General features: G+C 57.8%; 10 protein-coding genes, 1 tRNA gene and 1 pseudogene. 2 read left to right on the top strand and 10 right to left on the bottom strand.

Annotation, left to right across the window (positions count from 1 at the left end; translation table 11 throughout):
- From QMX88_RS27625 to QMX88_RS27615, 3 genes and pseudogenes are all read right to left on the bottom strand, one after another.
- A partial coding sequence (locus QMX88_RS27625; RefSeq protein WP_282373427.1) for an FIST signal transduction protein occupies window positions 1–1,274 on the bottom strand: 1,274 nt, incomplete at its 3' end.
- A gap of 170 nt (window positions 1,275–1,444) precedes the next feature.
- Window positions 1,445–1,561: pseudogene (locus QMX88_RS27620) on the bottom strand (NAD(P)H-dependent oxidoreductase); the annotation flags it as partial.
- Between the two features lie 175 nt (window positions 1,562–1,736).
- Window positions 1,737–2,558 (bottom strand): NADPH-dependent oxidoreductase, encoded by an 822-nt coding sequence (locus tag QMX88_RS27615; protein ID WP_282373426.1) that lies wholly within the window; start codon window positions 2,556–2,558, stop codon window positions 1,737–1,739.
- A gap of 113 nt (window positions 2,559–2,671) precedes the next feature.
- Between QMX88_RS27615 and QMX88_RS27610 the strand changes: the two genes are divergently transcribed.
- Both QMX88_RS27610 and QMX88_RS27605 read left to right on the top strand, forming a co-directional pair.
- On the top strand, window positions 2,672–2,986 hold the full coding sequence (locus QMX88_RS27610) for a DUF7693 family protein (RefSeq protein ID WP_282373425.1): 315 nt from the start codon (window positions 2,672–2,674) through the stop codon (window positions 2,984–2,986).
- Between the two features lie 160 nt (window positions 2,987–3,146).
- The gene (locus tag QMX88_RS27605) at window positions 3,147–4,205 is read left to right on the top strand and encodes a hypothetical protein (protein ID WP_282373424.1); all 1,059 of its coding nucleotides are present in this window, start codon (window positions 3,147–3,149) and stop codon (window positions 4,203–4,205) included.
- Window positions 4,206–4,314: 109 nt separating this feature from the next.
- Here the strand turns inward: QMX88_RS27605 and QMX88_RS27600 are convergent.
- From QMX88_RS27600 to tolA, 7 genes are all read right to left on the bottom strand, one after another.
- A tRNA-Lys gene (locus tag QMX88_RS27600) sits at window positions 4,315–4,390 on the bottom strand.
- Window positions 4,391–4,453: 63 nt separating this feature from the next.
- A complete protein-coding gene (queC, locus tag QMX88_RS27595) occupies window positions 4,454–5,128 on the bottom strand; it encodes a 7-cyano-7-deazaguanine synthase QueC (RefSeq protein WP_282373423.1) in 675 nt (224 codons plus the stop codon).
- A gap of 15 nt (window positions 5,129–5,143) precedes the next feature.
- The gene (gene queE, locus QMX88_RS27590) at window positions 5,144–5,791 is read right to left on the bottom strand and encodes a 7-carboxy-7-deazaguanine synthase QueE (protein ID WP_282373429.1); all 648 of its coding nucleotides are present in this window, start codon (window positions 5,789–5,791) and stop codon (window positions 5,144–5,146) included.
- Between the two features lie 179 nt (window positions 5,792–5,970).
- On the bottom strand, window positions 5,971–6,789 hold the full coding sequence (gene ybgF / locus QMX88_RS27585) for a tol-pal system protein YbgF (protein WP_282373422.1): 819 nt from the start codon (window positions 6,787–6,789) through the stop codon (window positions 5,971–5,973).
- Window positions 6,790–6,795: 6 nt separating this feature from the next.
- Window positions 6,796–7,299, bottom strand: a complete 504-nt coding sequence (pal, locus tag QMX88_RS27580) for a peptidoglycan-associated lipoprotein Pal (RefSeq protein WP_037014065.1) — start codon at window positions 7,297–7,299, stop codon at window positions 6,796–6,798.
- 53 nt (window positions 7,300–7,352) lie between these two features.
- Window positions 7,353–8,633: a Tol-Pal system beta propeller repeat protein TolB gene (gene tolB / locus QMX88_RS27575; RefSeq protein ID WP_282373428.1), complete on the bottom strand. Its 1,281-nt coding sequence runs from the start codon at window positions 8,631–8,633 to the stop codon at window positions 7,353–7,355.
- 17 nt (window positions 8,634–8,650) lie between these two features.
- On the bottom strand, window positions 8,651–9,300 hold a 650-nt coding region (gene tolA, locus QMX88_RS27570; RefSeq protein WP_282373420.1), incomplete at its 5' end, for a cell envelope integrity protein TolA.

Here is a 9,300-nt window from a genome sequence, read left to right as displayed (position 1 = left end):
CCACAGTGCGCGATGAAATTGTCCACATACTCATCCGTGAATGACGCGCCTTTTGCCACCCGAAAGAAGAAGATCGCCGTGAGCGTCTGGTTCAGGTTCAGGCCGAGAATTTCACCAAAGGTCGAGAACCCCACCAGCGGTACGTCACCGAACAATCCGGTCATGCTGCCCAGATCCTTGCCGTTGTTGGCCCGACGCAAGATGCAGTCGTTGAGGATCGCCGCGACGGGCTGCCCGCCCTTGCCGCGCAGGAATTGCTCGTAATCCACGCGGGTGGCTTCGCGTAACGGCGTACGCTTGACCATCACCAGCTCTTCGCCGGGGGCCACGTCGCAGAACAGCTGAATGATTTGCTGTGCATGGTCGATGCGCGCGATTGATCGCACGAACAACTCGCTGCCCACCCGAATGGCGAAGGAGTAATCAGCCAGGTTCTTCTCAAGGGCGTGGGCGTCACAATCGAAGGCGTTACACAGCGCCTGGACCATGCTCATGATGTTGCCCTTGCTGTCGATCACCTGGTAGATGGTGCGGTCTTCGACAGAAGCGGTCAGGACACTGAAGGTCAGCCCGGCGGGCTGGAAATTCTGACTTTTGAACACGCCGAAACGGATGTCGGCGGCGGTCTTGATGAAAACAATTTGCGCATGATTCTGATAGCTGCGCTTGCCGTCGTGGATCAGCGTCTTCTTGAAATCCGACTTGCCACCGGCCGAGCCGCCGACAAACAGGCAGGGAAAACGCCCGGACTCGTAGAGCGCTTCCATGAAGAACGATTCGGACGCAGACAAGCCGTCGAACACCACATAGGCCAGCGTGTCGCGATGGTCGATGGCCGTGCTGACCTGCGCACGCTTGATGTTGCTGACCAGTTTTTCGATGCGCTCACGCATCTCCATGCGCTTGCCACCGCTGCGGATATCTTCACACTCCAGTGGCACCATCACCACTTCGGCCGATGCAATCACGCTGCGCTCGAAGAGCTGCAAGACGATGCGGTCCCAACGATCGCCGGTTGCACAGTACAAACCGGTCGCACTGTTGCACAGCTCGCCGGAGGTGGTGCACAGGCTCAGCGCGCTATCGGGAAACCGCTGCTTTATGCGGGCGGCAATGTGGTCGATGTCCAGATGCGGTGAGACGAAGCCTGTCACCAGAACGGGAACTGAACGCACGCCCGCCAGGGCACGGTCCAGTTCGCCAGCGGTGCAGTTGATGCTGATCGCTTCCTGGCGGTTGGCACGGGATCGATTGAAGAGTTTGAGTGGGTTCATCGTTCGCTCACAGGAAAGGATCGCAGGGCGCATGCGTTACATACACAGAGCTTTTTTCTGTATCGGCCGCGGAAAATCTGACTTGAAGGACAGGACGTGGCGTTGGTCGGGGGGCCAACCGAAGTCGGCACAATTGCGTCAGTTTTAATCGACGTCAGTGTAATGGATGCCAATTCGTGGCGCCCCGGCGCGAGGCGCGGCTTGAGCGTGAATGCCGGGATCTCATAATCGCCGGCATTCTGTCGACGAAACGGCAGTGGCGGATCGGTGAAGAAGTTATCCAGTCGCGTCGCATTATGGCCGGAACGCCTGCACCGCGATCCCGCCCACAGGTGGCTGCGCGACCTCATCGCTTCGACGGTCGAAACGACTTCCTGCCCGCCGCACTGACGCTGAACGCTGCATCAGTCATGCACAATCAATGCGCGCTGACCGCATGACTGAATCCCTGGAGCCACGTCATCAACGAAGGCCAAAACCCATCCGGATCAACTGCTCAACCAAATGTTCACGGCCATGGAGGTTTGAGGTGTCACGAAGTCGGTTGACGACCTGTTCGGACCAACCGTTTGCCCTCATTCCCTCGCGCTGGTAGAAAGCCCCCAACCGCTGATCATAAGTGGCGACTGCGGCCGACTCTGGCTCCGCTGCGTAGGTTTCGTGGTGAAGCACCGCAGCCTGTGGAAGCCTCGGTTTGACCTTCGCCGGCAGTTCGATGGAGGGGTAACCGACGCAGAGCCCAAACACGGGATAAACGTGTGCAGGCAATTCAAGTTCCTTGGCTACCCCCTCGATGTCATTGCGAATGGCCCCGATGTAAACGCTTCCAAGCCCCAACGATTCGAGTGCCACTACTGCATTCTGAGCCGCCAGTGAGGCATCTATCGTTCCGAGCAACAGGCTTTCGAGGTAGGGCAGTGCATGCAGTTCGGCGTGCTGCTGCTCGGCTACACGGGAAACGCGAGAGAGGTCGGCAAGCCATACCAAGAACAGCGGCGCTTGTCGGATGTATGCCTGGTTACCGGCAAGTGCCGAGAGACGCGCTTTGCGATCGGTGTCCCGCACCGCGACCACACTCCAGACCTGCAGGTTTGAAGAGCTGGCTGCAGACTGCGCAGCAGCAACCAGTGTTTCCATTAGCCCATCCGGCAGAGGCTCGGCGCTGAAGGCGCGAACGCTGCGATGGTCGAGCAACTGATCGATGGTATCGTTCCCGGTGGCGAGCGCAGATGCCTCGGGGTCCCCGTAGCGCGCTGCCATTCTGGATTGGTTGGTTGTGGTCATGGGTCTCTCCAAAAAAGTGACGCGAGGCTATCAAATCGATGCCATAGGCGCATGCCTTGGGCAGACGTTTTCACCCGGCCGCCCTGCTAGCCGAGCCATCAAGGGACATCCATTTGTCAGCAAAGCCTCTCAGTGCGCGTGACACCTGTCAGGTCCTGCGTGACATCGCCCTCGGCATTCGGGTGATGCGTCGGGTGGGCGGCGACGCTCAAGTCGACATCGACAGTGGCCTGATGACCGTAGAGGCTGATGGCTGGCTGATCACCTTTTACAAAGAGCACAATGCCCTGGATCACTGCGACCGCTGCCTCAACCCCGAAGGTCGGGTCTACCTGTTTGACGCCCGCCAACGCTACGGCACTGATCCTCTTGCACTGCTGAGCACCTGGGAACGCGGTCAGCTGGAAACCCTGCTCTCCCTCATCTAAGCGAACGCTCATACACCGCGCGTCAAAAAAAAAAAGGGCTCCACCCATAGCGTGGGATGACGGAACCAAAACGACTCAGTTGCCACTCAAGCGGTATAAAGTCCAAAGCGGGTGGCGTATGTCGACGAAAGTGAGTGGGCCTGTTGATTAGCTCTTCGGCTTGCATAACAGCGATTTTGGCTCGCCCCAAGGGCGTCTGACTGACCAGCGCCAAGCGGGCGGAGGCATCGATTTTGGTACGTCGCCCGGTGCCGGTGCGCAGTCGGTGAACTTCGGGGGACCATCGCCCCACAACAGTGACAGCCGAGTGAATGCCAGCGCGCAGGCGGCCAATCCCACCGATCAGGACCTGGCTGCATCGGTACGTAATCTGGTCGAGCAGATCATGCAGGCGCTCGCACAATTCATGCAGCAAAACCGGAGCGACACGGGCGCGTCTTCTCAAAGCAGTGGCAGTCCGCAAGGCAAGTCGGCGGCAGTCTCCGCGCCCGCTCAGCCGATGGCTGCCAACACTGGGTCCCAGCAAGCAGCCACGACGCCAAGTGCGGCCCAGGCATCATCAGCCGGGCCTCAAGTGGCATCCACACCTCCGGCGAATGCTCAGACTGCGCCGGAGGCGACAGCTGCGCTTGCACCTGCAGGCAAGAGTACCGCCGTAGGTGATGCCGCCACCGCTGGCAGCGGGCCTTACTCGCTCAATATCACCAATACTCAAGACCATGCGATAAAGATTGGCCAGTTCGACAAGAATGAAAAGCTGGTAGGTGAACTGTCATTGGAGCCTGGGCAAAAAGGAACCATGAAGTACGAGGCAGACACGACGGGCCTGCTCAAACAGGCCGACGCGGACGGCAACTACAAGCCTGACGCGAGCCGCCTGGAGTTCTACAACGGCTTCATCAATACCAGCGACATTGATGGCCGCAATGCAGCGATCCATGCCACTGATGGAAAAGGATTTGAAGTCGGCGACAAGCAAAGTATCGCTGACAAGGCACCTGACAGCATTACTTCCCTGGATTCTGCGGGGAACAAGACCATCGCCGGATGGTACGACGGGTCTACGGAGAAGATGAAACAGGGAGGCGATTTCCTGACCAAAGAGCTGGGCACTGGAATGACGTATCAGCATCCCAATGACGACACCCTGGGCCAGGGCAGCAACCCTATGCGCCATACGGACTCGATGTCCCTGGACGTGGTTTTCGGCAAGGCGTGAGATGGAGGCGGGGGCGTTGAGTTATTGAGTCAGCGCCGGCCGCTACTTTTTCACAGGCAAAAAAAAATCTGGAAATCCGCATTTACATGGGCCTTCCAGATTTTCGAAATGGTGGGTCGTGTGGGATTCGAACCTACGACCAATTGGTTAAAAGCCAACTGCTCTACCAACTGAGCTAACGACCCGCTTCGTTGTGGCGCGTATATTACTGATATTTCACAGTAATTCAACACCCAAGCGAAAATAATTTAAAAATAACGCGTCGGGTCCGTCACGCCGGCCGCCGCGAAGCCCTCAGCGCGCAAGCGGCAGCTGTCGCATTTTCCGCATGCACGTCCCTGCTCGTCGGCCTGATAGCAGGAAACCGTCAGCCCGTAATCCACACCCAGACGCGTACCGGTTTTAACGATATCGGCCTTGCTCAGCATCTGCAGCGGCGCCTGTATCGTGAAGCCCTGGCCTTCAACGCCAGCCTTGGTAGCGAGATTGGCCATGCGCTCGAACGACTCGACAAATTCCGGACGGCAGTCCGGGTAGCCGGAGTAATCCACGGCGTTGACACCGATGAAGATGTCGCGGGCACCGAGCACTTCGGCCCAGCCCAGTGCGAGAGAGAGAAAAACAGTATTGCGCGCCGGTACGTACGTCACCGGTATGCCTTCGCCCGGCGTCTCAGGCACCGCGATGCTGCTGTCAGTCAGCGCGGAACCGCCGATGCCGTTGAGATTGAGGCCGATAACCTTATGCTCGACCACGCCCATATCGGCCGCTACACGCTCCGCCGCCTGTAACTCGGCACGATGCCGCTGGCCGTAGTCGAAGCTCATGGTGTAGCAGCTGAAGCCATCGGCCTTGGCCATCGCTACCACAGTGGCCGAATCCAGCCCGCCGGACAGCAGGATTACCGCTCTTTTCTCAGTCATCGATTGCTCACTCATTCAGCGCCCCGGCTCGTCATTCCAGAGGATTTTATGCAACTGCAATTGCAGCCGCACCGGGAGGTTGTCGGCCACGATCCAGTCGGCCAGGTCTCTGACGTTCAGATCACGGTGGACAGGGGAAAACAGCACTTCGCCAGCGCGACGGTCCAGACCGTACTGAATGATCTTTGAAACGGCCCAGTCGTAATCTTCGCGCGAACAAATGACGAATTTGATCTGGTCGTTGGGCGTGAGCAGTTCGATATTCTCATATCGGTTGCGCGTCACTTCTTTTGAACCAGGGGTTTTCAGATCGACGACACGGCTTACGCGGGGATCGACTTTCGAGATGTCCAGCGCGCCGCTGGTTTCCAGAGAAACCTCGTAGCCCGCATCACACAGCCGTTCAAGCAAAGGAATGGCATTCGGCTGAGCCAGGGGCTCGCCGCCTGTGACGCAGACATAGCGCGGGCGATAGCTGGCAACCTGCTCCATCAACGAGTCGAGGGTCTGGATGGTTCCGCCAGTGAAGGCATATTCGCTGTCGCAATAACCGCAACGCAATGGGCAGCCAGTGAGGCGCACAAAAACGGTAGGCAAGCCTGCCGTGCGCGTTTCACCCTGCAACGAGTAGAAAACTTCCGTGATACGTAGTGTGTCTTGCATAGGGGCCACGGGCGTAACGGCTAAACAGGCCATCCGCCTCCGTCAGGCACTTCTGTACACCCTGCACACGCAGAATCCACAGAAGCGTAATCAATACCGGAATTTCGGGGGCGGAATTCTAACGAAGAAAGCCGCGCAATGCGCGGCTTTCTTGAATCAGCGGTCAGATTGACTGGCAATCAGAGACGCTGGAGGTCCCGCTGAGCCAACTGAGCGGCTGAAGTGCCTGGATACTGAGCAACGACTTGCTGAAGGATGCCCTTCACTTTATCGGTGTGACCCAGGCGACGTTCGACGTCCGCCAGTTTGTACAGGGAATCAGGCACCTTGGCGTGCTTTGGGTAAAGCTGACTGACCTTTGCAAAGGCCTGACCGGCACCTTGCAGATCGCCCTTGGCCAGATTGACTTCGCCCAACCAGTATTGAGCATTGCCCGCGTACTGGCTGTTCGGGTATTTGCGCAGGAACGCCGCAAATGCCTGACTGGCCTTGTCGAAATCCTTCGCTTTGATCAAGTCGAAAGCAGCGTCGTAATAGAGCTTTTCTTTCGCTGGGTCGCCGGGCTCGCTGCTGGCCTGTGGCGCTTGAGCGGCGGGTGACACGGGAGCTCCGCCGGCATTGGTGCCGCCGTCGGAAGCAGAATTGTTGGCAGCTGATGGGGCCGATGCGCCGCCAGCTCCGATACGGGAGTCGAGATCTTTGTAGCGATCCAGCGCTTCCTGCTTCATCTGCTGGATATCGTTCTGCTGGACTTCCACTATTCCGCGCAAGCGCGAAATTTCGTCCTGCATTTGCTGCAACTGCATGAACAGCTGACCTTGCGCCGAAGGTGCGGTCGTAGCCGCACCTCCGGCGTAGGCGCCAGACGTACCATAACCCGATGGCGGATAACTGCTACCAGCAGAGCCAGAGTTGTCATCGACCACAGGAACCGCACCCATCGCTGCAAGAGGAAGGGTGAGAGCCAAAACGGTTAAAGCACGTCGGCACGTTCGCATGTCAAATTACTTACGCAGTTCGACGCGACGGTTTTGAGCCCACGATTGCTCGTCGTTACCGGTGGCAACTGGACGCTCTTCACCGTAGGAAACGATTTCCAGCTGAGCTGGCGAAACGCCCTGCAGAACCAGGTAACGTTGAACGGCTTTCGCACGACGCTCGCCCAGTGCCAGGTTGTATTCGCGAGTACCGCGTTCGTCAGTGTTACCTTCCAGAACTACGCGAGCGCCGTTGGCTTTCAGGTCTTTGGCGTGAACGTCCAGAGCGCGCATGGCCTCTGGTTTCAGGTCAGAGCTGTCGTATTCGAAGTAGAAAGTGGTGATAGCGCGCAGAGCAGCTTCTTCGCTCAGGCTGCCGTCAACAGCGCCAGAGTTAGCGCCGTAACCAGCGTTAGGATCTACAGCAGCGCCGCCAGCACCGGCATTGTCGCCGCCTTTGGACGAGCAACCTACAGCTACAGCCATGGCCAGAGCCAGCGCAGCAAATTTACCAAACTTCAGCATTTCCATCGTAAAACTCCTAATGAACCCCAAGTGTGTTAAGTACAACGTAAAGCGCCGCGTCAGTTCAGGTAAGGGGACCAGGAAGGTTCTCTGACTTCGCCTTGAGCGGTAGGAAGCGGGAGCCTTACGCGTCCATTAATGGACACGAGCATCAAGACTCCCCGGCCCTGCTGGCGGGTGGCGTAGATTACCATGGTGCCGTTAGGCGCAACAGTAGGCGACTCATCAAGGTTGCTGTCTGTGAGGATTTTTACGCTACCGCGCTGCAAATCCTGAGCTGCAACCTTGAAGTTGGTGAAGCCATCTTGACGATGGATCATCACAAGAGTCTTTTCATCCGCCGATAACTTAGGGTTGGCATTGTAGTTACCGATGAAAGTAACGCGCTCTGCCCCTCCGCCATTAATATTGGTTTTATAGATTTGTGGCTTGCCGCCGCGGTCAGACGTGAAGTAAATCGTGGAGCCGTCTTTACCGAAGAACGGTTCTGTATCAATGGAGGAATCGTTGGTCACTCGCGACAATTGACGCGAGGCCAGATTCATCACATAGATTTCCGGGTTGCCATCTTTCGACAACACCATCGCCAGCTTGCTGCCGTCCGGGGACCACGCAGGCGCGCCGTTCAGGCCTTCGAAGTTGGTGATCTGCTCGCGACGACCGGTGTCGATGTGCTGAACGAAGATGCGCGGGCGCTTCTGTTCAAACGACACATAGGCAATACGCTTGCCGTCCGGCGCAAAGCGTGGCGACAGGATCGGCTCACGGGATTGCAGCAGCGTCACCGCACGGGCGCCATCGTAGTCCGAACGCTGCAGCGTGTAGCGAGTGTTGTCAGTTGAGAAACGCTCAGCCGTCACGTAAAGCATGCGGGTCGAAAACGCACCCTTGATGCCGGTCAGTTTCTCGAATGACTGGTCAGCGATGTAGTGCGACATGTCGCGCAGCTGGTCAGCGGTGCCCGATACGCTACCGGTGAGAACCTGTTGCTCGGTGGCGACGTTGAACAGCGCGTACTGGACCTGAAGGCGACCGCCCGAAGGAACGATGCTGCCGACCATGACGTACTGCGCACCCAGCGCTTTCCAGTCACGGAAGATGACTTCGCTGGCCTGGCTCGGCTGGCTGATCATATTTTCCTTTGGGATCGGCGAGTAATAGCCCGAATTCTGCAGGTCGTTGCCAATGATCTTGGCCATGTCTTCCGGCAGCACGCTGCCGCCCTGCAAACCAAACGGCACGACTGCGATAGGCGTGGCGCGGTCACTGCCGCTTGTTACCAGAATGTTCTTTTCGTCGGCAGCGGCGAAACCCGCTGCACAACACAGAACGACAAGCATTCCTCGAAGAAGGTTAATCACAAGGCTAGGTCCTCAGGTGTGAATGTCATCTTGAATGAACGGTAAGGTGCGAAGTCCGAAGGCTTCATCCCCTGCATCTCTGTCAAACGACCAATATTCTTGACCGCCGCTACTGCTGAACTGTCGAAAGGACCATCGCCGCTGGACTTGCTCACGCTGACCGAAGTCACGGTGCCGTCCGGCAACATGTTGATCTGCAAGACGACTGTCATGCCCTTGCGCGCAGAAGGTGGACGTGCCCAGCCTTCAGCCGCCCGAGAGCGAATCAAATCATCAAAGCTGCCGGCCACTTCGTCGCCACGTTCATCGGCCAGCGCCTGTTGGCGTTCCGGCTTGTCGGAAAGCAGGTCGGCCAGTGCTTGCGCCTTCTTGTCTTCCGCTGATTTACGGGCAGCGTCCTGGGCTTTCTTCTTCGCGTCCTCAGTCGCCTTCTTCTTGGCGTCCTCGGCCGCTTTCTTCTTCGCGTCTTCAGCAGCCTTTTTCTTGGCGTCGTCCGCAGCCTGCTTCTTCGCATCCTCGGCAGCCTGTTTCTTGGCTTCCTCGGCGGCCGCACGCTTGGCGTCTTCCTCGGCTTTCTTCTTCGCGTCGTCTTCGGCTTTCTTCTTGGCTATATCAGCCAATTGTTTCTCTTCGGCGGTTTTCTTCG

The organism is Pseudomonas sp. PS02290 (genome assembly GCF_029960075.1).
Taxonomy (GTDB): domain Bacteria; phylum Pseudomonadota; class Gammaproteobacteria; order Pseudomonadales; family Pseudomonadaceae; genus Aquipseudomonas.
Note: the sequence above shows the minus strand (reverse complement) of the source record. Positions and strands in the feature narration are given on the sequence as shown.